The organism is Actinoplanes sp. NPDC051411 (assembly GCF_040682075.1).
Taxonomy (GTDB): domain Bacteria; phylum Actinomycetota; class Actinomycetes; order Mycobacteriales; family Micromonosporaceae; genus Actinoplanes.
The window spans coordinates 1-21,189 of record NZ_JBFBAD010000049.1; the positions used below are offsets into that span (position 1 = coordinate 1).

A 21,189-nucleotide genomic window follows, 5' to 3' on the forward strand; every position below is an offset into this window, starting at 1 on the left:
GCCTGCCGGCCCGCTCGCCTGCCGGCCCGCTCGCCTGCCGGCCCGCTCGCCTGCCCGCCTGCTTGCCGCGTGGCCGCCCGCCCGGGTGCCTGCCCGCCCGCGCGCCTGTCCGCCTGCGCGCGCTCGATTCTTGGCCGCCTGCGCGCCAGGGCGACCTTGCCTCCGTCTTCCCTGCGTGCGGCCCGTCGACGTGGCCGGTCTGCGTGGCCGGTCGTCTACTTGCCTGGGCGCCTTTCTGAATCGTCCACGTTGCCCGCCCACCTCTTCTGCCATCCACGCCTCCGGCCCCCACCCCGGCACTGGGTGGGGACGATTCAAGCGGTGGGGTGCGACATTTTCGGGCCGTCGTCCACATCTCCCCGCCGCGATCGGAGGGCGCGGTTAGCGACGCTGTGTCGCCGACCCCCGTCCACAGCCGCCCATCCAATCAGCGGCGTCGGCGCGGGATCCGGCCGCTGGGCGGAAAATGTCCCTCGGCCCGGCGGCGACAGCGTGGCGTCCGGAGATGCTCTGACGGCGCGGCCCCGCGGCCGGCCCGGGCTCGAGCCAATCGGTGCCGCCGCGGGGGAGTACTTAAGCCGTGGACATGCAGCAACTTGCATTGGGCATTCAGATGAATCCGCGCGGTTTCGACCAGGGGCCGCCGGGACTGTGACCGCCGGGTGCACAGCAGCGGCGCCCCCCGGGCTGGAGGGGGCGCCGCCGCCTGATACCGGGACCTACTGGTTGAGGGTGCAGGGGGCCGTGCCCTCGACGTTCAGGTCCGGCCGGGATGCGTTCCGGCCGATCGCCGTGGCGATCCGGTTGATGGTGGAGACCCGCTTGTCCGTCAGCGGGCCGAGGATGGCGTTCTGGATGAAGTTGGGGCCGCCCTGGCCGACCGTGCTGGCCAGGCGCGCGTTCGCCTCGGTGATCTGGGTTTGCAGGAGGGTGAGGTTTTTCTGGACCTCGGCCTGCGCCTGGGCCGGGATCGACGGCAGGCCGGTCAGCTCGGGGCAGTTCACGGTCGGGGCGGCGGCGGTTTGGTTGCCCCCGGTCTGGTGGCTTCCGGTCTGGTTTCCGGCGGTGGCCACGGCGGTCGGTTCCGGGGTGGTGACCGTGCCGCTGTCACCGACCGTGCAGGTGCCGAGGCCCTGCTCGTCGAGGCTCGGTTTGGCGGCGTGCCGGCCGATCGAGATCGCGATGCGGTCGATCGTGGAGACCCGCTTGTCTTTCAGTGGGCCGAGGATGGCGTTCTGCACGAAGTTGGGGCCGCCCTGGCCGGCCGAGCCGGCCAGGCGCTTGTCGGCCTCGGCGATCTGGGTGTTGAGGAGGGTGAGGTTGCGTTCGACTTCGGCCTGCGATGCGGCCGGGATGGCCGGGAGCTTGTCGGCCACGCTCGGACAGGAGATCGTCCCGGCGGCGGCCGCTGCCGCGTCGGCCGCCGCGGTCGGTACGCTCGTGGGCTCGCTCGCCGAGGCGGCGCCGCCGGTGTTCACGTTGCAGCCGGCGAGCGCGTTTTCGTCGAGGCTGGGTTTGGCGGCGTGCCGGCCGATCGAGATCGCGATGCGGTCGATCGTGGAGACTCGCTTGTCTTTCAGCGGGCCGAGGATGGCGTTCTGCACGAAGTTGGGGCCGCCCTGACCGGTCGAGGTCTTCAGGCGGTTGTTGGCTTCGGCAATCTGGGTGTTGAGCAGCGCGAGGTTGCGTTCGACCTCGGCCTGCGACTGGGCCGGCACGGCGGGCAACGCTTCGGCGACCCCGGGACAGACGATCGTGGGGACGGTAGACTCACTGGCCGACGCCACGCCGAGGCCGACGCCGACGATGGTCACCGCGACCGCCGCGACGCCGGCGATCTGCCAGCGTCGCCCCTTCCGGAGGCCGGCCAGCCGGCCCGGCCGCCGATACGCGTTGGAACGGGTTCGATACATGGACCTGTGCCTTCCTGGGGGACCGCGAGCGCTCGGTCGTTCCGCGCTCTCACCCGGGCTTACGGGAGCGCTCCCACGAGAGGATCAGGTTCTAAGGAATTCTTAAGGCTCGGACCACAACCGGCCGGTCGGAAGGTCCTTCAGCAGCGGTGTCGAGGCGTGCAGGATGTCGAAGGCGGTCGCGTTCTGTGGCAGCCCAGACGGCCGCGTCGCCCAGAGCGTGAAGCGCACGACCTCCCAGGTGGCGGGGTCGACGGCGATGGCTTCACAGTGGATGCCGGAGGTCGCCGACAGGTCGGGGGCGGGCTCGACGTCGGGGGCCAGCCGCGTGACGGCCCGCGTCGCGAAGACGGGGGTGGAGCCGAAATCCGGCCCGGTGTGGAAGGCGGCACCGACCCAGTGGCGCACCGGCGGGCGCCCGAAGTCGGTGGTGATCGACCGGAACGGGCCGTAGAGGAACTTGTTCATCCCGGCCGGGTCGCGCCACAGATAGAACGGCGCGTAGGCGTTGACCGTCGAGCCGTATCGCCCGGCCCGGCGCACCGCGTACGCCTTGAGCCCGAGGTGCGGGAAGTCGTCGGTGAACGAGCCCTTGGCGGCCACCCGCTTCTCGATGATCCCCATGTCGTAGTCGAGCGGCAGGCCGATCTCGTACTGCATCACGTGCACGGTTGATCCCCCAGTGATTCGAGCAGTTCGGCCAGCCCTTCGGTGGCGTCGGCGAAGGGCTAGGGGTCGCCGGCCGAGCGGGCGAGCACGTAGCCGCCCTGCACGGTGGCGACGATCGTGGCGGCGAGGGCGGCCGCGTCGACCCGATCGCCGAAGGCGGCCGCGACGAGTTCGGCCAGCCGGCCGCGCAGCCAGGTGAAGGTCTCGTCGAGCGGGGCGCGCAGGGCCGCGTCGGCGATCACGTCCGGGTCGGCGGCGTGCCGGCCGACCGGGCATCCGCGGAGCGCGTCGCGCTCCCGGCGGAGGTACGCCACCAGGCGCTCGAGTGCCGTGCCGGGACCGCTGAGCAGTTCCTCGGCCCGGGCCCGCTCGACCTCGGCGGTGCGCTGGAGGGCGGCCCGCGCGAGGTCGGCCTTACTTGCGAAGTGGTGGTACATGCTGCCCTGGCCGGCGCCGGCCCGATCCTGGATCGCGCGCGGGCTCGTCGCCGTGTAGCCCCGCTCCCACAGCAGTTCCTGGGTGCTGGCCACCAGACGTTCGCGAGCGTCCACGGCCCGGAGTGTACATACCAGTAGGTACAACCGCGGGGAGGGGCGCGTCCGTCGCGCGTCCCTCCCCGCGGGAGAAAGGCGGCGGGCCCGTGTTGCCGAGGAGAGGCGGGCCCGCCGCGGTCCGTTACGAGCAGGCGGCCGAGCCGAGCTTCACCGAGGCGGGCGTGCTCGCCGTCCCGTTCGCGGTGAAGCCGATCGTCACCGACGCGCCGGCGGCCAACGAGGACGCGTAGGACGGCCCGGCCGCGGTCACCGTCGTCCCGCTCTGGGCCACGGTCGCGTTCCAGCCGCTGCCCAGCGTCACTCCGGACGGCCAGGTCCAGGTCACCTGCCACGGGTTGACCGCCGCGCTGCCGGTGTTCTTGACCGTCACCGAGCCCTGGAATCCGCCCTGCCAGGCGTTGTCCTGCTGGTAGGTCACCGTGCAGCCGCCGGTGGCGGGCGGCGGCGTGGTGCCTCCGCCGCCGGGCGGGGGCGTGGTCGAGCCGCCGCCGTTCGGCACCGGCGCGATCAGGTACGGCTGGAGGATCGACTGCTTGGCCTGGTTGACCGTGGTCCAGTCGTCGCCCACGATGCCGCCGGTGTCGCCCGAGTCCGGGTTCCACGACCAGTACGTGAACGACATCCCGTTGACGCCCGAGCCCATGTACGCCATCAGGTTCTGCAGCCACACCTTGTCGATGTCGCTCTGCAGCGTGGTCCCGAACTCACCGACCATGATCGGGGCGATGTTCTGCTTGTAGAGGTAGCCCCAGTAGTTGTCCCAGATCGCCGGCATGTTCGCCGGGTAGGACGGGTCGTCGAACCAGGTCTGGTGGTACACCGAAGTCGCGTACTCGTGCGGGGAGTAGACGACCCGGTTGGCCACCGACAGTTCGACCGGCTGCGCGCCCGCCTTCGACAGGTTGCCGCCCCACCAGCCGCAGTTCTCGTCGTTGCTGGTGTCGTTGTCCCACACGTTGTTCTCGCCGCCGCTCGGGCAGCTGACGCCCTCGACGAAGATCAGCCAGTTCGGCTGCACCGAGAGGATCGCGTTGCCGGCCCGCTCGGCGGCCAGCCGCCAGTCGCGGGCCTGGTCGCCGCAGCCCCAGCAGGCTCCGGTCGAGTTGGGCTTGGTGCCCTCGGCGTGCGGCTCGTTGTGCAGGTCGGCGCCGATCACCGTGGTGTTGCCCGCGTAGCGCCGGGCGAGCATCTGCCAGTCCGCGATCCAGGTGCTCTCCGGGACCGCCGGCGTGTACCAGAGCGCGGTCTGCTGGGCGGTCGTCGGGCGGTGCCGGTCGAGGATGACCCGCATGCCCTTGCTGCCCATGTAGTTGATGACCTGGTCGAGGATCTGCAACGGCGAGAGGCCGACCAGATCGGGATTGGTGTTGGTGTTGATGCTGGTGGCGATCGCGTTCGACTTGAGCGCGTCGTCCGAGAACGGGATCCGCACCGTGTTGTAGCCGAGCGAGGCCATCTGGTCGATCATGTTGCGCCACGGGTTGCTCGCCCAGAGGCCGTGGAAGGTCTTGTTGTCGGTCTCCATGCCGAACCAGTTGAGGCCGGTCAGCCGGACCGTCGCGCCGGTGCTGTCGACGATCTTGTTGCCGTTGGTGTGCAGGTAGCCGGTGCCGGTTCCGCCGGTGGCGGCGGAAGCGGTGCCCGGTATGCCGGTAATGAGGGCCGCGGCGGTGGCGACCGCGGCTAGCCCGCCGATCAGGGCGGACAGACGTCTGCGGGACATAGGACTCCTTCGGGGACGGAAGCTCATCGTGACATGGGAGCGCTCCCATCACAAGGCATCACCGTCGATGTATAAGTGCTGTTACATTGGCGGCATGGACCTGCTCGACAGCAGCTACTGGCACAACATCCACGCCGTGCTCGGCGCGATCGACCAGGACATCGCCGGCCTCTACACCGAGGCCGGCATCGAGGGCGTGCGCACCCGCTTCGTCGGCCCGCTGATCAGCATCAACCGGCTCGGCCCGATGACGATCCGCCAACTCGCCGACCGCTGGGACGTCTCGCATTCGGCGATGAGCCAGACCGTGGCCGCCATGCGCACGGCCGGCCTGGTCGAGACCGCCGCGGCCGCTCCGGGCGACGACGCCCGCACCCGTCCCGTCCAGCTGACCGCACGTTCCCGCGAGCTGATCCCGTTTCTCGAGGCCGAGTGGCGGGCCACCGAGCTGACCGTGCGCCAGCTCGACGCCGAACTGCCGTACCCGCTGAGCCGCGTCGCCGACGACCTGGCCGCCCTGCTCGAGCGCCGGTCGTTCGCCGAGCGCCTTCGCGGAAACCTCCCGGCGTGAACGCGCTCGTCGACCTCCGCCCGTTGCGGGAGAACCGCACCTACCGGCGACTCTGGCTGGGCACGACCGCGTCCGGTTTCGGCGGCCAGTTCAGCGGGTTCGCGACGATCTACTACGTCTGGCAGCGCACCCACAGCGCCGCCGTGGTCGGACTGGTCGGCCTCGCCGTGGCCGTTCCGCTGATCGTCCTCGCGCTGGCCGGCAGCGCCTTCGTCGACCACGTCGACCGTCGCCGTCTGGCGGTCGCCTGCACCTGGGTCCAGCTGCTCGTCTCGGCCGTGATGACCGCGGTCGCGTTCACCGACATGGGCGGCGTTCCCGCCATGCTGCTGCTGGTCGCCGTCTCCTCAGGCGCCTCGGCGCTGGGCAACCCGGCCCGCCAGACCTTCATGCCGGCGCTGCTGGCCGGCGAACGGCTGGCCGCCGGCCTCGCCCTCAACCACTCCTCGTTCCAGCTCGCCATGCTGCTCGGCCCGGCCGCGGCCGGCGGCCTCACCGCCGCGTTCGGCCTACCCTGGTGCTTCGCCTTCGACACGCTCACCTTCACCGCCGGGCTGATCGGCCTGACCGGCCTGCCGGCCGGCGTCACCGGCGGCAAGGGCCCGGCCGGCCTGGCCGCGGTCAAGGCCGGTCTCTCGTACGCGGCCCGCACCCCACAGGTGCGCGGCGCCCTCCTGGCCGATCTCGCCGCCACCGTGTTCGCGATGCCGTTCGCCCTGTTCCCGGTCATCAACACCGAGCACTTCGGCGGCCGCCCCGAGGTCCTCGGCCTGTTCACCACCGCCGTGGCCGTCGGCGGCGTAACCGCATCGGTCCTCTCCGGCCTGGCCACGCGCCGTCGCCGCCCCGGAGTCGTCCTGCTGACCTGCGGCTCGGTCTGGGCAGTATCGCTGGGATGGGCCGGCACAGTGACCCACCTGCCCGCGGTGCTGGCCCTGCTGGCCTGCGCGGGAGCGGCCGACACCTGGGCCGTGGTCTCCCGCGGCACGGTCGTCCAGACCGTCACCCCCGACGCCTACCGGGGCCGGGTGTCCTCGTTGGAGTTCGTCGCCGGAGCGGCCGGCCCCCAGTTGGGCAACCTGCGCGCGGGACTGGTCGCCGCGGCCACGTCCGGGGGAGCGGCGCTGGCCATCGGCGGTCTGACGAGCGTGGCCGCAACCGCCCTGATCGCCGTCACGACACCGGCGCTGCGCAAATTCGCCGTCGACCAGTGAGCGCGCCAGTCTCCGGCCGGCGGCCGGGGACGGCCTGGAGTCGCGATCGGGCCGGCCGCGCCAGCCGCCGCAGGCGGGGTTCGGCCCTCGGTGCGTTTGGGAGGAGGCACGAGGCGTACTTCAGCCGAGCGAAACCCATCGCTCAGCGCAAGCGAAGCCCGGGGGTTCAGGCCGAGCCGCGGACGACCAGGCGGGTGCTGAGGATGACCTCGTTGTCGCCGGTCTCGTCGCCGTCGAGTTTGGCCAGCAGGAGGCGTACGACCTCGCGGCCCATCTCGGCGATCGGCTGGTCGACGCTGGTCAGGGGCGGGTCGGTGTGGCGGGCGATGACCGAGTCGTCGAAGCCGATCAGCGAGACGTCGTCGGGGACGCGGCGGCCGTGCTGGCGCAGCACCCGCAGGGCGCCGACCGCCATCATGTCGGAGGCCGCGAAGACCGCGTCGACGTCGGGGTGGAACTCGAGCAGCCGCTGCATCGCGGCGGCGCCGCTCTCCTCGCTGAAGTCGCCGAACGCGACCGGGCCGTCGCCGACGACGTCGCGATAACCGTCGAGCCGGGCGATGCCGGCCGCCATGTCGAGGGGCCCGGTGATCGCCGCGATCCGGCGCCGGCCCTGTCGTTGCAGGTAGGCGACCGCCTCGCGTGCCCCACCCCGGTTGTCGGCGTCGACGAACGTGCCCCGCTCGGCGTAGGTCGGCCGCCCGACCCGCACCGTGGCGACCCCGCGCTCCTCGAGCAGCGACGGCAGCGGGTCGTCGCCGTGCACCGACAGCAGCAGTGCGCCGTCGACATGCTGGCGGGTCAGGTAGCCCTCGAGCGTGCGGCGCTCCTCCGGCGACTGCCCGATCATCAGGACCATCTGCAGGTTGCGAGCCACCAGCACCGACGACACCGCCTGCACGATGCGCCCGAAGAACGGCTCGGCGAAGAACCGCTCACCCGACTCGAAAATGACCAGCGCGATCGAGTCGGTCCGCTGCGTGACCAGGGCGCGAGCGGCCCGGTTGGGCACATAACCGAGCTCGGCGATGGCGTCCTCGACCGCCTGCTTCGCCCGGGGGCTGACCTGCGCCGATCCGTTCACCACCCGGGAGACCGTGCCGCGCCCGACGCCGGCCCGCAGGGCCACCTCTTCCAGCGTCGGTCGCCCGCTGGCCCGGTTTCGCTCCGTCGTCATGGCGTCGCACCTCCTCTGCGCGATCGGAGGTCGCGCCCGACACAAAGTACCTGTCATGCGCGGCCCGCACGGCCCGCGCTCGACACAAAGTACCTGCATCACGCCGCCCAAAGCATGATCACTTTGCGCCCATGCCCCACTGACCCGATATAAAAGAGGGTCATTCGGGCGGTCGGCCGGCCTTTGCCGAGTACGCCTTTTCGGCTCCCACAGAAGCACACTGCCGGTACTCCGCCTCCGGCGGCTGCCGCGGCCACCCGCCTGCAACAACAGGCCGTCCCCGGCCGCCGGCCAGGTGCGCGGACCGCACCCGCCGGTCGCCGTTCCCGGCCGAACTCGCCCGGTCGGCGGGTGAGCCGCGGCGTCCGGTGGCAGGTCGCCGGTGGCAGTCCGGCGACGTTTTCGAGCCGGTTTCCGAAAGGGGAAGTCGGGGGCTGTCCGTCGCGGGTGGCGACGGCGTCCGTTCCGGGTCTCCTCCCGTGCCCGTTCGCCGCGGCCGTTCCCGGCCGTTCCCGGCCGCGGCCGTGGCCATGCCCGCTCTTCTGGTCGGGCCGTTTCCGTGGCCTTGCCGGTCCCGCGCCCGTTGACTGATGCGGTCGGACGGCCGGCCTACGTGCCCGCCGCGCGGTCGAGGTCTTCGAGCCGCGACTGGAGAACCGCGGCCCCGGCCTGAGTCACGCCGTCCTCACCGACCCGGGTCTGAATCTTCTGCCGCAACGCCTGGACCTGGCCGGTCAGATCGGAACCCTGGGCGTTGGAGAGCGGCCCGAGCAGATTGAGCAGGTCCTGCGCCACGTCCTGCCGGATCTGCCCGGACGCCTCGCCGCCCTTGACCGCGTCCCGCATCCGGCTGACCGCATCGGCGAAGGTCAGGCTGGCTTTCGGGGACGGCCCGGTCGACGTCGGCGCCGCGCTGGTCGCGGCCGGAGTCGGGGCGGTGGCAGTCACGGTAGGCACCACCGGAGCCGTCGCCGCGGGCGGCACCGCGACATCGCGGTCGCTGTCCCGGTGAGTCCAGGTAAGGACGGCGAAGCCCCCGGCCAGCGCCGCCAGCACGACCGCGGCGACGATCCCGAAGACGGTCCGCCGCCGGGGAGACTCGACCATGTCGAGCGTGGCCGCCGAGGCGCGTCCGGTAGCGAAGTTCCGCGACCCGGCGCCAGCTTCCTGGCCGTCCGGCCGCCAGTCCCGGGCCTGGTCCCCATCGGTATAGGCGAAGGCCGACCGCGAAGATCCGCCCGGCGACCGACTCCCGGGCCGGCCGTAGGGCGCGCCCCCGTTGGACGATCCAGCCGGCACGGCACCGGCGAACCGGTCGTCGGCGGGCGTGTTCCGCCCCGATCCGGCCCGGCCGGACTCCGCCCTCGATGCGGCACCGACGCCCGCCGAACTCGGTGCTCCACTCCGCTCATCGCCGGCCCGGCGTGCCCCGCGCGCCGAACTCGGTGCCCCACTCCGCTCATCGCCGGCCCGGCGTGCCCCGCCCGCTTCGGTGTCGCCCGCTGATCCGCCGGTTTCCGGCTGAGCCCAGGGTTCGCCCTGACCGCCGGCCCGGATCTGGTCCGCTGATTCGCTCCGCCGGCCGGCCGCTCCCGGGTGGGCCGCGGATTCGTCCTGTCCGCCGACCGCTCCGAACTGGCGCGCCGGACCGCCCCGCGCGTCCGCTATACCGCCGGCTGCACCCCATCGGTCGGCCGAAACGCCGGCCGCGCGCACCAGGTTGCCGATCGCTCCGCTGGCGCCGACCCGCGGAGCAGGAGCGCCGTCCGCCTCCTGCCGTTCGCCCATCGATCCCGCCCGAGCGGCCCCACCGGCCTCGTGTTCGTCGCCGGTCGGGGCGGGCTGAGCCCCGGCGGCCCCGCGCACGGCAGGTTGAGCCGCCCTGACCGCCGTCGGTCCGTCGCCCGCTTGAGCTACCCCGCTAGCTTCCGGCCCGTTGCCCGCTTGCGCTGCTGGAGCTGCTGCGCCGGCCGCCAGTTCGTCGCCCGCTTGGGCCGATGGGACCGCCGCGCCGGCCTCCGGGGCGGGCGGCCGTGACCGCAGCGCCACCGCCAGCAGATCGGCCCGCAGCCGCGCCGCGGTCGGCCGCCCGGCCGGGTCGGGGTCGAGGCACCGGTTGATGACGTCCCGGAAGTCGGCCGGCAGCGACTCCGGCAGCTCGGACGGCCCGCTCGCCCGGGCCGCCGCCAGTTCCTCCCACGTCTCCACCGGGTACGGCGGATCGCCGGTCACCATCTCGAACAGCAGCACGCCGACCCCGTACACGTCGGTGACCGGCTCGGCCGGCATGCCGTCCAGCCGCTCGGGTGCCACGTAGGCCGGGGTGCCGAAGGTCGCCCCGGTGTCGTCGTCGTCGGGTTCGCCCGCCGCCACGCTGATGCCGAAGTCGAGAATCTTGACCCCGTTCGGGGTGAGCATGACGTTGCCCGGCTTGATGTCGCGGTGGACCACTCCGCTGGCGTGGGCCGCCGCGAGTGCGTCGGCCACCGCCGCCCCGATGCGGGCCGCCTCGGCCCAGCCGATCAGCTCGCGGTCGACCCGGGCCGCCACCGACTCGCCGGTCAGTAGTTCCATGACCACGAAGGGCACCACTGTGCCGTCGGGGCGGATCGCCTCGCGATAGTCGTGGACGGCGGCGATGCCGGGGTGGGACAGCCGGGCCGCCATGCGGGCCTCGCGCCAGACGACCTGGGGCCCGGTGGGGAGTTTGACCGCGACCGGCCGGTCGAGCAGCTCGTCCTCGGCCCGCCAGATTTCGGCCATGCCTCCGGTTTCCAACAGCGAGACCAGGCGATAGCGGCCCGCCATCAACGCGCTCGCGACCGGCCAGTCAGAGCTCATTGGGGAACATTCGCCCAGCCGGGTCCCGGTGTCAACCGTCCGGTGAAGCTTTACGACGGACCGAACTTATCGTTCGATCGCTACGTAATCGAGGTCTCCGGCGAAGTAGTCGCAGCCGACCGCCCGCTGGTCGCACTCGATTTTGCCGCCGATCGACAGCGGCCAGTTGTTGGCGATGCGCCCGGTCGGCCCGTACTTTCCGGCCGCCGTACGCCCGTCGATCGCCAGGCTCACGCCGTCGTCGGTCCGTTCGCACCGGATGACGTGCCACCGGCCGTCGTTGATCTTTTGCGGGGCCGTGACCAGCACCTGGCCGCCGGAACCGCGGAACCAGCACTGCACGTGCCCGTTGGGGATCTGCAGTTTCCAGCTGCCGCCGGGCACCGTGGCCTGGCCCTTCTGGATGATGTTGCCGAACTGGTAGATCGTGCGCAGTCGCATGGTGACCGCGAAGTCGCCGCTGCCCGGGTCGAGCAGGCTGCTGTTGGGCACGACGACCACGTGGTGGGGGTGGGTCGGCGGGGTGTCCGGTTCGAGGCGCCCGAACCGGAAGCCGAGTGCCCCCTGGTAGCGGGAGCCGACGCCGACCTCGTTGCCGATCTGGCCGTTGAGCCCGTGGCCGGAGCCGTCGTGCATGGTGCGGGAGCCGGCCGATTCGTCCATGGCCCAGATCGCCACGGGGTAGTCGGCTGCCGCTTTGGCGATTCCTGAGGTGCAGGCCAGAACCACCGTCGACGCCGCCAGCGTGACGATCAAACGTCGGATCTTCATGATTTATCCCCGATGGCGACATACATACCGAATACGACGAGGGTAATCTTAAGTGCCGTTGATGGTCGAATATGGGCAAAGTAACCGATCCGAGGCGGGCTGGGTTCCCCGCACGCTTGACAACCGGTTGACCACGGACGGCCGGATGACATGATGGCTGCGACCCCCGGCGTCAGGAGTCCGGGCGAAGGGACTGCGGGCATGGCGCGCTTCGAGGCGACGACCTCCGACGAGGTCGGCCGGGTCCGCGTGGCGCTGGCCGGCGAGTGCGATCTCGAAGTGCGCGAGGAACTGACTGCCGCCCTGCTGGCCGCCGTCCACCGCAGCCCGGTCGTGGTCGTCGACCTGGGCGGTCTCGACTTCCTCGATTCCAGCGGCGTGCACGGGCTGATCACCGCCCATCGCGCGGCCAAGGAGTCGGGGCGGCGGCTGTTCGTGGTGAATCCGACCGGTGCCGTGGCGACGGTCCTCGACCTGACCGGCGTCGGCGCCCTGCTCAGCCCGCCCCCGAAGCCCGGCCCGGGAAGCAGCCCGCCCCCGAAGCCCGGCCCGGGAAGCAGCCCGCCCCCGAAGCCTGGGCCGGGAGTCAGCCCGCCCGCGAGCAACGGCCGCGGGTGAGCGCGTGACCGGCGACCTGCGGTACTACGAGATGAGCTATGACCGCCCGGCCGATCTGGCCGGGGTGCGCGCGTTCGTGCGGGCCAGCGCGGGCGATCTCGGCCTGCCCGATTTCCGGGCCGAGCTGCTCACGCTGGCGGTCAGCGAGCTGGCCACCAACACCCTGCAGCACACGGCCGGCGGTGGGCGGGTGCGCCTGCGGGTCGAGCCGGGCCGCCTGCTGTGCGACGTCATCGACCAGGGCCCGATTCGCCGGCTCGGCCGGGCGATGCCGGCCGCCCAGGAGGTACGCGGTCGCGGCCTCGCGATCGTCGAGCGCGTCTGCGACGAGATCGGCATCGAGTCGGTCAACGGCAGCACCCGGGTACGTCTGACCTTCCTGCTCAGCACTTAGACCACTCGCACGGTCAGGGTGCAGGTGTCGTCGTCCGGGCTCGGGCGGTTGAGCCGGGACGCGAGCCGGGCCACGGTCTGGTCGTCCACTTCGGCCGAGGCCGCCTCGACCAGGCCGGTCACCTCGGTCAGCAGCGGCGGGTCACCGGGCGTACGCCGTTCGACCAGCCCGTCGGTGTAGAGAAGTACCAGGTCGTCGCCGGTGAGCCGGGACGTGCGTACGGGATAGGTGGTGTCCTCCTCGGCCCCGAGCAGCAGCCCGGCCGGCAGGTCGAGCGGGACCGTGGCGCCGCCCCGCGCGATCAGCGGCGGCGCGTGCCCGGCGCGGGCCCAGCCCAGTTCGCCGCTCGCCGGATCGAAGACGGCGACCACCGCGGTGCCCGTGATCCGCAGCTGCAGGCAGAGCCGGTTGAGATGGGCCAGCAGTTCGGACGGCCCGTCGATGCCGATCGACAACCAGGCGAGCAGGGCGAACCGCAGGTGCGCCATGCCACTGGCCGCGCCCATCCCGTGGCCGGCCACGTCGCCCACCGCGAGGATGGCGCGCCCGCCCGGCAGTTCCTGCGCGTGGTACCAGTCGCCGCCCACCCGGGCGGCGCTCTCGGCCGGCAGGTAACCCGCCATGACCTCCAGCCCGGGCAGCGGGAAGGGTGCGGCCGGGACCGGCTGGATGAGGTTTTGCAGCTGCCCGGCCAGCCGGTGCTCGGCCAGGGCGGTCATCTCCCGCGTGTGCAGGCGGTCGCTGAGCCGTTGGATCGCCGAGCGGGAGTTTTCCCGGGCGGTGACGTCCTGCACCACCGCATTGATCTTCAGTGGTGTCCCGCTCGCGTCGCTGACCACATCGGACAGGATCCGGAGGTGCTTGACGACCGGCCCGGTCCGGAATCGCACCGTGACGTCGGAGGCCGACCCGCTGTCCATGGTCTGCCAGGCCGCCTCGCTCAGCCCGCGGTCGGCGGGGAGCAGCGCCGCCGCCTGTTCGGCCCGGGACATGGGACCGAGCGCGGGGTCATGCTCGAAGATCCGGTACATGCCGGGTGACCACTGGCTGGCCCCGGTGGTCAGGTCGTGCTCGGCCCAGCCGAGGCTGCCCAGCAGCTCGGTGATCTCCCAGCGGCGGCGGTCCTCGTCGAGGCGCTGCCACCACACGAGGAGCCCGCCCAGCACCCGGTGCACGCTGACGGCGAACAGCGAGTGGGCGACGATGCCGGAGCGCTTCTCCTCGTATCGGAACTCGCCCATCTCGTCCGGCTCGCCGGTGCGCAGCACGTCGAGGTAGATCTGCCAGAGGTGGCCGCCGACGATGCTCGGATAGAGCTGGCTGAGCCGGGCGCCGAGCCGGGACATGCCGCGGCCGTAGATGTCGTGTGTCTCGCCGCCGGTCGCGGCGATCTGGAAGTCGGTGACCGAACCGTCCTCGGCGGTCTCCGGCAGCAGCCAGGAGCAGCCCGCCGGCACGACGGCGAGGATCTGGCGCACCACGGCCTGCACGGCCTCGTCTGCCACCCGCCCAGCCTAGTGGCGCAACTCGTCGACGCGGTCGCCTTCCACCGCGCGGATGACCAGGATCGCTGTTTCGGCTGCGGGAGCGCGCCTACCGCTGAGGCACCGGCCCGGTCGACTCGCGGATCGTCAGGTGGGTCGGCAGCACGACCGCGCGCCGCTGGGGCTCGGCCGTCGAGGCATCCAGGTGGGACAGCAGAAGCGAGACGGCGACCCGGCCGGCCTGCTCGATCGGCGCGGTCAGCGTCGTCAGCGGCGGGTTGCAGAAGTCGGCGCCGAAGATGTCGTCGCAGCCGACGACGCTCACGTCCTGCGGGACGCGGACGCCCCGCTCGCGCAGCCGGGTCAGGATGCCGATGGCGAGCAGGTCGTTGAACGCGATGTAGGCCGTCGCCCTGGTGTTGAGCAGCGCGTCGGCGGCCGCCGAGCCGAACATGCGGCCCCGCGGGAACGGCCCGACCCGTTCGAACGTGCGCCCGTAGCGCTGCCCGGCCGCCTTCAGCGCCTGCCAGCGGGCCCGGTTCGACCACGAGTTCTCGGGCCCGTACGCGTACGCGATGTCGCGGTGGCCGAGCGACACCAGATGCTCGGCCGCGAGGCCCATCCCGGCCGGGGTGTCGATCACGACGCTGGGTACGCCGCGCACGTTGCGGTTGACCGTGACCAGCGGGATCTCGGCCGCCAGCCCGGCCAGCGCCCGCTCGGGCAGCCGGGACGCGGTGAGGATCGCCCCGTCCATCCAGCGGCGCATCTTGCGCAGCATCTCGGCCTCGTGTTCGCCCGAGTCCTCGGTGTCGATGAGCAGCTGCGCATAGCCGGCCGCCTTCAGCTGCTGCTGGGTGCCCCGGATCAGTCCGAAGTAGAACGGGTTCGTCACGTCGGAGACCAGCACGGCGATCGTGCCCGTTCGTCCCGAGCTGAGTGCCCGCGCCTGCGAGTTGGGCACGTAGTCGAGCTCGCGGGCGGCCGCCTCGATGCGCTCCCGGGTGGCGGCGCTGACCCGGCCCGGCTTGTTCAGCGCGCGCGACACCGTCGACGGGGCGACCCCGGTCGCCTTCGCGATGTCGGTGATGGTGACCGGCCGCCGGGCACTGGTGTCGGGCCGCTTCATGTCTGGCCCCTCATGTCTGGCCGTTCATGTCTGGGCAGCCAACCATCATTGGCAAACTTTGGCAAACGATTGCCATCAAGATATGTCGATTGTTAATTTCCCCGGAACACCGACGTGAGGAGCACCGGGCATGTTCACACGGCGAATTCTTATCGCCCTCAGCGGCGCCGTCCTTGTCACCTCCGGCCTGACCGCCTGCGGCGGGTCCGACGATTCCGGCGGCGGTGCCGGCACGACGATCAACGTGCTGATCGGCGCCAACACGATCTATCCCGAGCAGCAGAGACAGTGGTTCTCCGACGTCTCGGCACGCTTCGCCAAGGAGAACAACGGCGCCACGGTCAAGTTCGAGACGTTCGCCTCCGCGAACGACGAGCTCACCCGCATCCAGACCTCGGTGCTCTCCGGCCAGGGTCCCGACGTGTACGCCCTGGGCACCACCTTCACGCCGACCGCGTACGCGACCGGCGCCTTCGAGACGCTCAGCACCGACGACTGGGCCAAGATCGGCGGCCGGGACAAGTTCGTCCCCGCCGACCTGGGCATCTCGGGCCCGGACGCCCAGCACGAGGCCGGCATCCCGTTCGCCAGCCGCCCGTTCGTGATGGCCTACAACAAGGACATGCTCGCCGCGGCCGGCATCGACAAACCGGCCGACACCTGGGACGGCCTGCTCCAGCAGGCCAAGAAGATGACCGGCGGCGGCAAGTACGGCCTGGCGGTCGGCTACGCGGACGGCTTCGACCCGTGGAAGTTCGTCTGGGCGATGTCGGTGCAGGCCGGCAACCCGCTGGTCGACGGCAAGACGGCGTCGCTGTCCGATCCGCGCACAGTGGCCGCCTACAAGACCTATCTGGGCTGGCTGGCGACCGACAAGGTGGTCGATCAGGCCGCGGTCGGGTGGAAGAACGCCCAGGCCGTCGCCGCGTTCGGTGAGGGTAAGGCGGCCTTCCTGCCCATGGTGTCGGCCAGTTCGCGGCCGGCCCTCGACAAGTCGACGGTCGCGGGCAAGTACGCCTACGCCCTGATGCCGACGATCCCGCCCGGCGCGACCGCGACCCCGGCCGGCGGCAAACCGGCGGCCAGCATCCTCTCGGGCGACAATCTGGTGGTGGCGAAGTACTCCAAGCACAAGGATCTCGCCCTCGCCCTGGTCAAACAGCTCACCTCGGCGGACAGCCAGGAGGCGTACTACAAGCTGCTCGGCGAGCTTCCGACCAACGCCGAGGCGGCCGCCACGCTGAAGAACGACCCGGTGCTCGCCCCGATCGTCGACTCGGCCACCAAGTCGGTCGGCACCCCGTTCACCGGCGCCTGGAGCCAGATCCAGCTGGCCCTGGTCAACGTGGTCGTCCAGTCGATCCCCGACCTGTCGACCGGCAAGGTCGACGACGGCAAGCTCAACGGCCTGGTGCAGAAAGCGCAGGCCGACGCGCAGAGCGCACTGGACAAGGCGAAGTGACCACCACCCGCGTCCCGGCACCGTCGTCCGAGCAATCGGCCGGCGGTGCCCGCCGGGGCCGGCCCAAGCGGGTGACCCGGGCCAACCGTCCGCTGTGGATGCTGCTGCCGGGCGGGCTGCTCACCCTGGTCGTCATCGTGGTCCCGCTGCTGGTCGCGGCCTACATCTCACTGGCCGACCTCGACCAGTACACGATCCGCGAATGGGTGCACGCCCCGTTCATCGCCCTCGACAACTACCGCGAGGCCCTCACCGACTCGCCGCTGCTGCACGGCATCGGCCTCAGCGTCGGGTACGCCGCGATCGTCACCGTGGTGACCCTGCCGATCGGGGTGGCGGCCGCGCTCGCGACCCAGGACCGCTTCCGTGGCCGCGGACTGGTCCGCTCGATCTTCCTGGTGCCCTACGTGCTCCCGGCCTTCGTGGTCGGCACGGTCTGGCGCATCATCCTGCAGCCGGAAGGCATCGCCAACGGCTGGCTGGCCCACCTCGGCTGGCATCCCGGCCTCTGGCTGAACGGGCCCAAGAGCTTCTGGGCCCTGGTGATCGTGCAGGTCTGGGCGTCCTGGCCGCTGATCTACCTGCTCGCGGTCGCCGGGCTGCAGTCGATCGACCCGACCGTGCACGAGGCGGCGGCCCTCGACGGCGCCGGCTGGTGGGCGAAGTTCTGGCACGTGATCGGACCCCACCTGCGCGGCCCGCTCGCACTCGCCCTGATCATCGCCTTCCTGCACAACGTCAACAACTTCACACTGCCGTTCGTCCTGTTCGGCGTCCCGGCACCGCATGATGTGGAGGTGCTGCCGGTGCTGACCTGGGTCGAGAGCTTCCAGAACCTGCGGTTCGGGCTCAGCGCCGCGATGGCCGTGATCTCGCTGGTGCTGATCGCCATCCCGATGGCGGTCTACCTGCGCGCGGTCCGCCTCAACACCGGCGACGAGGGGGCCCAGCGATGAGCACGACCCGGGCCGACGAGGTCGCCCGGATGCTGCCGCGGCCGCTACGCGCGGTCGTCCTCGTGCTGCTGCTGACCCTGATCCTCGGGCCGGTCCTTTACATGATCTTTGCCTCGGTCAGCTCGGATCTGTCGGTGGCCGCCGGTCACTTCCTGCCCCGCAGCTTCGAACCCGCCAACTACCTGCGCATCTGGTCGACCGTTGACCTGGGCGAGGGTCTGGTCAACAGCCTCGTGGTCGCCGGGTCGGTGGCCGTGCTGTGTGCTTTCGTGTCGCTGCTCGCCGCGTACGTCCTGGTGGGTTTTGCCTTCAAAGGCCGGCTCACGATTTTGCGCGGGTTGCTCGCCCTGCAGAGCGTGCCCGGCACGCTGATGTTGCTGCCCGTCTTCGTGCTCTTCTCGAGCATCGGCAGCGTGCTCGGGGTGCCGGTGATCGGCACCCGGTGGGCCCTGTTCCTGACCTATCTGACCTTCGGCCTCCCGTTCTCGACCTGGGTCATGGTCACCTACCTGCGGGGCCTGCCCCGCGAGCTCGACGAGGCCGCCCGCGTCGACGGCGCCTCGTCGTGGACCGTCCTGACCCGCATCGTGCTTCCACTGAGCTGGCCCGGCCTCGTCGTCTCGGGGATCTTCGCCTTCCTGCTCGGCTGGAACGACGTCCTGTTCGCCTCGGTGATGACCAATCCGGGGACCCGGACCGCCGCGGTAACCCTGCAGGTCTTCGGCGCGACCCAGGAGGGCGGGGCGCTGCCGCTCTACGGCCAGCTGATGGCGGCCGCGCTCGTCTGCGCGGTGCCGGTCGTCGCCCTCTATCTGATCTTCCAGCGCTATCTGATGAGCGGGCTCACCTCAGGAGGGGTCAAGTGACCTGGACGCTGTCCGGATTCGGAGACGAGATCGACGCGGACCCGGTGATCCAGCTGAGCGTGCTGCGCGCGCTCGGCGCGGGGTTCATTGAGGTACGCAGTGCCTGGGGCACCAACGTCGTCGAGCTGACGGACGACCAACTGGCGGCGCTCGGCCGACTGATCGCCGAGCGGGGGATGGGCGTCTCCGCGATCGCGTCCCCCCTCGGCAAGGTCGACTACCAGTCCTCCTTCGACGCCGAGTTGCACCGTCTGTCGCGCGCTCTTTCGGCGGCCCACGCGCTCGGCGCCCGGTACATCCGGATCTTCTCGTTCTATCGTCCGGCCGGCGTGACCCCGGCCGCGATCCGCCACGAGGTGCTGCGGCGCCTCTCGACGATGGCCTCGGTCGCCGCCCAGAACGACGTCGTGCTGCTCCACGAGAACGAGAAGGAGATCTACGGCGACGTCCCGTCCCGGGTCCTCGACCTGATCGAATCGGTCGGCTCGGACGCCCTGCGGGTGGCCTGGGACAACGCCAACTTCGTGCAGGTCGGTGTGAAGCCCTACACCGACGGCTACGCGATGCTCCGGCCCTATCTGGAATATCTGCAGGTCAAGGACGCGATCTCGGCGACCGGCACGGTCGTGCCGGCGGGGGAGGGCGACGGCGAGCTCCGCGAGACGCTGACGGCTCTGCGCGACGACGGGTACGCGGGTTTCGCCTCCCTCGAACCGCATCTCGCCGAACAGTCCTCGACCGGCGGGTTCTCGGGGCCGGCCGAGTTCGGACGAGCCGCACGGGCGTTCGCGGCGCTGACCCGGGAGATCGGAGTGGAGCTGGTATGACCCCTTCCCTCGAGTCCGCCTCCCCCGAGTCAGCCTCCGATCCTCTTCTCTCACCCGCGGCTTCTCTTCCCTCACCCGCGGCGCTGACCGTCGCGGTGGTCGGGGCCGGGATCATCGGGCGCAACCACGCGGCCGCGATTCTCCGGATCCCGTCCCTGCGGATCGTGGCCGTGGTCGACCCGATCACGACGGCGGCCACCCGGCTCGCCGCGACGATTCCGTCGGAGCCGGGGTGTTTCGCGAGCCTGGGCGAGGCCCTCGCCGAGACGAAACCCCAGGTCGTCGTCATCTGCACGCCGAGCGGGCAGCACGTCGAGCAGGCGTTGGAGGCGCTGGCGGCCGGTGCCCACGTGGTCATCGAGAAGCCTCTCGACGTTTCGGTCGCTCAGGCCCGGCCGCTGGTCGAGGCGGCCCGGTCGGCGCCCGGCCAGGTCGTGTCGGTGATCAGCCAGCACCGTTTCGACCCGGCCACGGTCGCGGTGAGCTCGGCGATCGGGGCCGGCCGCTTCGGACGGCTGACCTCGGCCGTCGCGACCGTGCCGTGGTGGCGAGGCCAGGACTACTACGACTCCGCCGGCTGGCGCGGGACCCTGGCGCTCGACGGCGGCGGCGCCCTGATGAACCAGGGCGTACACACCCTGGACCTCCTGCTGCATTTCCTGGGCCGTCCGGTCTCCGTCTTCGCCTACACCGACCGGCTCGCGCACACCGGGATCGAGGTCGAGGACGTGCTGGTCGCGGTGCTGCGGTTCCAATCCGGGGCGCTGGCGACGTTGCACGCGACCACCGCGGCCTTTCCGGGCTCGGGGGTTCGCGTCCAGCTGCACGGCTCTCAGGGGAGCGCCGTCGTGCACGACGACCAACTCGAATCCGCTTCATTTGCGGAGCCGGGTGAACTGGCCGAAGCCGAGCCATTGGGGACACCCAAGCCGGAGGACAACTTCGTTGTCGGGCATCTGCGCCAGTATGCCGACATAGTGGAGGCAATCCTGACCGGGCGGCCGCCCGGTGTCGGCGTCGAGGACGCCTTCCTGGCCCTCACCGTGGTCGAAGCCATCTACGAGTCGGCCGGATCCGGACAACCCGTATCGATTGATGGGGTCACGCGATGAAGTTCTCGGTCTTTACGGCCTCGACACCCGACTGGACGCCGGCCGAGGCGGCCCGCAATCTCGCCGAACAAGGCTGGGACGGCGTCGAGTGGCGGGTCACCGACCAGGCGCCGGCCGACCCGCCCGGCTTCTGGGCCGGCAACCGGGCGACCTGGCCCCTCACCGGTCTCGAGGAGAACCTCGCCGAGATCGGCCGGGTCACCCGGGAGGCGGGCCTCGAGTTCTCGGGCGTCGGGGCGTACGTCAAGGTGGGCGACCGGCCGGACGTCGTCCGGGTGCTCTCGGCGACCGCCGCCCTCGGCGCGGGGCGCGTCCGGCTCACCATGCCCGCCCTGGGCGACGACACCTATCCGGCGCTGTTCGCCCAGGCCCGAGCAGACCTGGAGTGGGCGGTCGCCCGCGCCGCCGCCCACGACGTCAAGATCCTCGTCGAGCTGCACCACCGCACGATCGTGTCGTCGGCCTCGGCCGCCGTGCGATTGGTGGACGGACTCGACCCGGCCCACGTCGGCGTGATCCACGACGTCGGCAACATGGTGATCGAGGGTCATGAGGACTTCCAGGCCGGTCTCGAGATGCTCGGCGACCACCTGGCCCACGTACATGTCAAGAATGTCGCCTGGCTGGCGGACGGCACCCGCCCCGACGGTTCGGTGGCGTGGCGGGCCGACTGGTCACCGTTACGGTCCGGCCAGGCCGACCTTTCGGCCTATTTCCGGGCTTTGTCGGCGGTGGATTACGACGGATGGGTGACCTCCGAGGACTTCTCCGTCGATCTGCCGCTCCCCGAACGCACCCGCGACAACCTGGCCTACCTGCGGTCTCTCCGCGAATCGGCGAAACTCTCGTAATCGCGATATCACGTTCCGCTTGCTCTCGCGAAATACCTGTTCAGCTTGGTAGAGTCC

General features: G+C 71.3%; 19 protein-coding genes. 10 read left to right on the forward strand and 9 right to left on the reverse strand.

Annotated features, from left to right (window positions below; genetic code table 11):
* Positions 1 to 719: 719 nt before the first annotated feature.
* The 4 genes from AB0M88_RS25795 to AB0M88_RS25810 all read right to left on the reverse strand — a co-directional run bounded on the left by AB0M88_RS25795 (position 720) and on the right by AB0M88_RS25810 (position 4,859).
* On the reverse strand, positions 720 to 1,913 hold the full coding sequence (locus AB0M88_RS25795; RefSeq protein ID WP_364106446.1) for a hypothetical protein: 1,194 nt from the start codon (positions 1,911 to 1,913) through the stop codon (positions 720 to 722).
* Between the two features lie 102 nt (positions 1,914 to 2,015).
* Entirely contained in the window at positions 2,016 to 2,573 is a 558-nt protein-coding gene (locus AB0M88_RS25800; protein WP_364106569.1) for a DUF4865 family protein, read from the reverse strand.
* 68 nt (positions 2,574 to 2,641) lie between these two features.
* The gene (locus tag AB0M88_RS25805) at positions 2,642 to 3,133 is read right to left on the reverse strand and encodes a helix-turn-helix domain-containing protein (RefSeq protein WP_364106448.1); all 492 of its coding nucleotides are present in this window, start codon (positions 3,131 to 3,133) and stop codon (positions 2,642 to 2,644) included.
* Between the two features lie 124 nt (positions 3,134 to 3,257).
* A complete protein-coding gene (locus AB0M88_RS25810; RefSeq protein WP_364106450.1) occupies positions 3,258 to 4,859 on the reverse strand; it encodes a cellulase family glycosylhydrolase in 1,602 nt (533 codons plus the stop codon).
* 94 nt (positions 4,860 to 4,953) lie between these two features.
* Here AB0M88_RS25810 and AB0M88_RS25815 point away from each other — a divergent pair, with 94 nt between their 5' ends.
* Both AB0M88_RS25815 and AB0M88_RS25820 read left to right on the forward strand, forming a co-directional pair.
* A complete protein-coding gene (locus tag AB0M88_RS25815) occupies positions 4,954 to 5,430 on the forward strand; it encodes a MarR family transcriptional regulator (RefSeq protein ID WP_364106452.1) in 477 nt (158 codons plus the stop codon).
* Positions 5,427 to 6,644 (forward strand): MFS transporter, encoded by a 1,218-nt coding sequence (locus tag AB0M88_RS25820; protein WP_364106454.1) that lies wholly within the window; start codon positions 5,427 to 5,429, stop codon positions 6,642 to 6,644. The genes AB0M88_RS25815 and AB0M88_RS25820 overlap by 4 nt, the downstream gene beginning before the upstream one ends.
* Positions 6,645 to 6,810: 166 nt before the next feature.
* Here the strand turns inward: AB0M88_RS25820 and AB0M88_RS25825 are convergent, their stop codons facing one another.
* The 3 genes from AB0M88_RS25825 to AB0M88_RS25835 form a co-directional block, all read right to left on the reverse strand.
* On the reverse strand, positions 6,811 to 7,821 hold the full coding sequence (locus AB0M88_RS25825) for a LacI family DNA-binding transcriptional regulator (protein WP_364106456.1): 1,011 nt from the start codon (positions 7,819 to 7,821) through the stop codon (positions 6,811 to 6,813).
* 609 nt (positions 7,822 to 8,430) lie between these two features.
* Positions 8,431 to 10,662: a protein kinase gene (locus AB0M88_RS25830; RefSeq protein WP_364106458.1), complete on the reverse strand. Its 2,232-nt coding sequence runs from the start codon at positions 10,660 to 10,662 to the stop codon at positions 8,431 to 8,433.
* Positions 10,663 to 10,728: 66 nt separating this feature from the next.
* Complete coding sequence (locus AB0M88_RS25835) at positions 10,729 to 11,433, reverse strand: LamG domain-containing protein (RefSeq protein WP_364106460.1); 705 nt, start codon at positions 11,431 to 11,433, stop codon at positions 10,729 to 10,731.
* Positions 11,434 to 11,634: 201 nt separating this feature from the next.
* Between AB0M88_RS25835 and AB0M88_RS25840 the strand changes: the two genes are divergently transcribed.
* Both AB0M88_RS25840 and AB0M88_RS25845 read left to right on the forward strand, forming a co-directional pair.
* Entirely contained in the window at positions 11,635 to 12,051 is a 417-nt protein-coding gene (locus tag AB0M88_RS25840; RefSeq protein ID WP_364106462.1) for an STAS domain-containing protein, read from the forward strand.
* 4 nt (positions 12,052 to 12,055) lie between these two features.
* Complete coding sequence (locus AB0M88_RS25845; protein ID WP_364106464.1) at positions 12,056 to 12,445, forward strand: ATP-binding protein; 390 nt, start codon at positions 12,056 to 12,058, stop codon at positions 12,443 to 12,445.
* Here AB0M88_RS25845 and AB0M88_RS25850 read toward each other — a convergent pair.
* Both AB0M88_RS25850 and AB0M88_RS25855 read right to left on the reverse strand, forming a co-directional pair.
* Positions 12,442 to 13,950, reverse strand: a complete 1,509-nt coding sequence (locus AB0M88_RS25850) for a SpoIIE family protein phosphatase (RefSeq protein ID WP_364106466.1) — start codon at positions 13,948 to 13,950, stop codon at positions 12,442 to 12,444. The genes AB0M88_RS25845 and AB0M88_RS25850 overlap by 4 nt on opposite strands.
* An 88-nt stretch (positions 13,951 to 14,038) precedes the next feature.
* Positions 14,039 to 15,058 (reverse strand): LacI family DNA-binding transcriptional regulator, encoded by a 1,020-nt coding sequence (locus tag AB0M88_RS25855; protein ID WP_364106468.1) that lies wholly within the window; start codon positions 15,056 to 15,058, stop codon positions 14,039 to 14,041.
* A gap of 130 nt (positions 15,059 to 15,188) precedes the next feature.
* On the opposite strand from AB0M88_RS25855, the gene AB0M88_RS25860 reads away from it, so the two are divergent.
* Genes AB0M88_RS25860 through AB0M88_RS25885 form a run of 6 tightly spaced genes read left to right on the forward strand, consistent with a single transcriptional unit; the run spans position 15,189 to position 21,132 of the window.
* A complete protein-coding gene (locus AB0M88_RS25860) occupies positions 15,189 to 16,520 on the forward strand; it encodes an extracellular solute-binding protein (protein WP_364106470.1) in 1,332 nt (443 codons plus the stop codon).
* Positions 16,517 to 17,476, forward strand: a complete 960-nt coding sequence (locus tag AB0M88_RS25865) for a sugar ABC transporter permease (protein ID WP_364106472.1) — start codon at positions 16,517 to 16,519, stop codon at positions 17,474 to 17,476. The genes AB0M88_RS25860 and AB0M88_RS25865 overlap by 4 nt, the downstream gene beginning before the upstream one ends.
* On the forward strand, positions 17,473 to 18,342 hold the full coding sequence (locus AB0M88_RS25870; protein ID WP_364106474.1) for a carbohydrate ABC transporter permease: 870 nt from the start codon (positions 17,473 to 17,475) through the stop codon (positions 18,340 to 18,342). The genes AB0M88_RS25865 and AB0M88_RS25870 overlap by 4 nt, the downstream gene beginning before the upstream one ends.
* Positions 18,339 to 19,169, forward strand: coding sequence for a sugar phosphate isomerase/epimerase family protein (locus AB0M88_RS25875; protein WP_364106476.1), 831 nt, complete (start codon positions 18,339 to 18,341; stop codon positions 19,167 to 19,169). The genes AB0M88_RS25870 and AB0M88_RS25875 overlap by 4 nt, the downstream gene beginning before the upstream one ends.
* Positions 19,166 to 20,281, forward strand: coding sequence for a Gfo/Idh/MocA family oxidoreductase (locus AB0M88_RS25880; protein WP_364106478.1), 1,116 nt, complete (start codon positions 19,166 to 19,168; stop codon positions 20,279 to 20,281). The genes AB0M88_RS25875 and AB0M88_RS25880 overlap by 4 nt, the downstream gene beginning before the upstream one ends.
* Positions 20,278 to 21,132, forward strand: coding sequence for a sugar phosphate isomerase/epimerase family protein (locus tag AB0M88_RS25885; protein WP_364106480.1), 855 nt, complete (start codon positions 20,278 to 20,280; stop codon positions 21,130 to 21,132). The genes AB0M88_RS25880 and AB0M88_RS25885 overlap by 4 nt, the downstream gene beginning before the upstream one ends.
* The last annotated feature ends 57 nt before the right edge of the window (positions 21,133 to 21,189 follow it).

What these genes read in the sequence shown, in the direction of transcription:
- AB0M88_RS25840 (WP_364106462.1), top strand. Translation starts at nt 11,635, where the DNA reads ATGGCGCGCTTCGAGGCGACGACCTCCGACGAGGTCGGCCGGGTCCGC.
- AB0M88_RS25800 (WP_364106569.1), bottom strand. Translation starts at nt 2,573, where the DNA reads ATGCAGTACGAGATCGGCCTGCCGCTCGACTACGACATGGGGATCATC.
- AB0M88_RS25825 (WP_364106456.1), bottom strand. Translation starts at nt 7,821, where the DNA reads ATGACGACGGAGCGAAACCGGGCCAGCGGGCGACCGACGCTGGAAGAG.
- AB0M88_RS25815 (WP_364106452.1), top strand. Translation starts at nt 4,954, where the DNA reads ATGGACCTGCTCGACAGCAGCTACTGGCACAACATCCACGCCGTGCTC.
- AB0M88_RS25885 (WP_364106480.1), top strand. Translation starts at nt 20,278, where the DNA reads ATGAAGTTCTCGGTCTTTACGGCCTCGACACCCGACTGGACGCCGGCC.
- AB0M88_RS25795 (WP_364106446.1), bottom strand. Translation starts at nt 1,913, where the DNA reads ATGTATCGAACCCGTTCCAACGCGTATCGGCGGCCGGGCCGGCTGGCC.
- AB0M88_RS25810 (WP_364106450.1), bottom strand. Translation starts at nt 4,859, where the DNA reads ATGTCCCGCAGACGTCTGTCCGCCCTGATCGGCGGGCTAGCCGCGGTC.
- AB0M88_RS25860 (WP_364106470.1), top strand. Translation starts at nt 15,189, where the DNA reads ATGTTCACACGGCGAATTCTTATCGCCCTCAGCGGCGCCGTCCTTGTC.
- AB0M88_RS25830 (WP_364106458.1), bottom strand. Translation starts at nt 10,662, where the DNA reads ATGAGCTCTGACTGGCCGGTCGCGAGCGCGTTGATGGCGGGCCGCTAT.
- AB0M88_RS25880 (WP_364106478.1), top strand. Translation starts at nt 19,166, where the DNA reads ATGACCCCTTCCCTCGAGTCCGCCTCCCCCGAGTCAGCCTCCGATCCT.
- AB0M88_RS25855 (WP_364106468.1), bottom strand. Translation starts at nt 15,058, where the DNA reads ATGAAGCGGCCCGACACCAGTGCCCGGCGGCCGGTCACCATCACCGAC.
- AB0M88_RS25870 (WP_364106474.1), top strand. Translation starts at nt 17,473, where the DNA reads ATGAGCACGACCCGGGCCGACGAGGTCGCCCGGATGCTGCCGCGGCCG.
- AB0M88_RS25835 (WP_364106460.1), bottom strand. Translation starts at nt 11,433, where the DNA reads ATGAAGATCCGACGTTTGATCGTCACGCTGGCGGCGTCGACGGTGGTT.